The organism is Roseobacter sp. EG26 (assembly GCF_049830555.1).
In the GTDB taxonomy this organism is placed as follows: Bacteria; Pseudomonadota; Alphaproteobacteria; order Rhodobacterales; family Rhodobacteraceae; genus Roseobacter.
In genome coordinates, this window is the sequence record NZ_JBNBLH010000044.1 from 1 (window position 1) to 1,391 (window position 1,391).

Genomic DNA, 1,391 nt, shown 5'->3' on the forward strand with positions numbered 1-1,391 from the left:
TGAACGGCAGCTTCTCTAATCGGGCGTTTGGGTCAAGTTCATTTCATCGTTTCCATGCTTTGGGATCGTGTCTCTCATCCGGGTCAAGCTTCTCTCCGCAGTCAATAATGGTCCGGTTCGGTTGGACCGCTGCATGCATGTGTCGGATCGGTCGCGGAGCGCCCAGCTTAGTCTCGCGCTTCAAGTGGCGCAGCAGCCGTTTTCGGCGTCATCCGCTGACCTCGTCCGGTGAGGGACGATCCCGTCATTGATCGTTGGAAGTTCAGTTCATGCGGCACCCTCCAATGGTCTTTGACGGAACTCGGTGTTGTCGGCCCACATGCGATGCATCACGACCGCAAGCTTTCGAGCGACAGCGACAACGGCACGCCGACGGCCTTTGCGGCGCATCAGCTGCAACCCCCAGGACTTGATCTCCGAACTGGCAACCGATCGCATCATCATCGCGTTCGCCGCAGCGTACAGCGCGGATCGAACATCTGCATCTCCGGCCTTTGAGATACGGCCAGGGTTGTCCATCTCCCCTGACTGATAGCGCCTCGACGTCAGGCCAAAGTGCGCGGCGACTGTTCTTGAGCTGGTGAAGCGTTTGGGATCATCTACTGCGGCCTTGAAGGTCAAGGCCGCTATCGGCCCCACGCCAGGGATCGCCATGAAGCGTAGGCAGGTCTCATCATGGCTGGCCGCTTGCTTCACGCGTCGATCCAGTTCCCGGTACGTGGCGAAGAGCACCGCGCGAGCATCCAACAGCGGCAGCAAGGCATGTGACAGGTCGGGGTCAGCTTCTATGATGGGACGGACCCTTTCATCAAAGGATGCCTGGTCGATACGAGATGGCAGGCGCAACCCAAAGAATCGGAACAGCCCACGTATCTCGTTGGCCAGATCAATGCACTTTCGCTGGACCGCTTTGCGGCTGCTGAGCAGCGCCCGCACGGCATGTGCCTCACGGCTCTTCATATGTACGGGATTGAACCAACCGGATCGAAGCACCTGCGCGATGCCGCGGGCGTCCGTCTTGTCGGTCTTGTTGCGCATGGCCGAAAGCGCGGCATTCACTTGGCGAGCCTCCATGCAAACGACATTCAAGTCTGCCGCCTGCAATCCGAAGAACAAATGTTGGCTCATCGCGCCGGCTTCAAAGCCAATCCGCAGCTCGGGAGCATCAAACCTCGCCAGACATTGCACAATGTCCTCAATCTCGCACACGGTCGATCGCTCGAGAACGGTATTGCCTTCGGCATCAATCACGCAAATCGCAATTGACCGCAGCGATACATCCAAACCAACAAAGTAATCCATCTCGTTCTCCTCAGGTTGCAGAAATTACTACAACTCTATCGAGAACCCGACCCGTCCATCAGGCCAGCCCGATTACCCATGCTTTGTCC

General features: G+C 57.8%; 1 protein-coding gene. It reads right to left on the minus strand.

Features of this window, described 5'->3' with window-relative positions:
* Positions 1-267: 267 nt before the first annotated feature.
* Entirely contained in the window at positions 268-1,302 is a 1,035-nt protein-coding gene (locus tag ACOTTU_RS24900) for an IS110 family transposase (protein WP_425662217.1), read from the minus strand.
* Between the last annotated feature and the right edge of the window lie 89 nt (positions 1,303-1,391).

Bases quoted from the DNA above. Each gene is read 5' to 3' on its own strand.
- ACOTTU_RS24900 (WP_425662217.1), bottom strand. From the start codon at position 1,302: ATGGATTACTTTGTTGGTTTGGATGTATCGCTGCGGTCAATTGCGATT.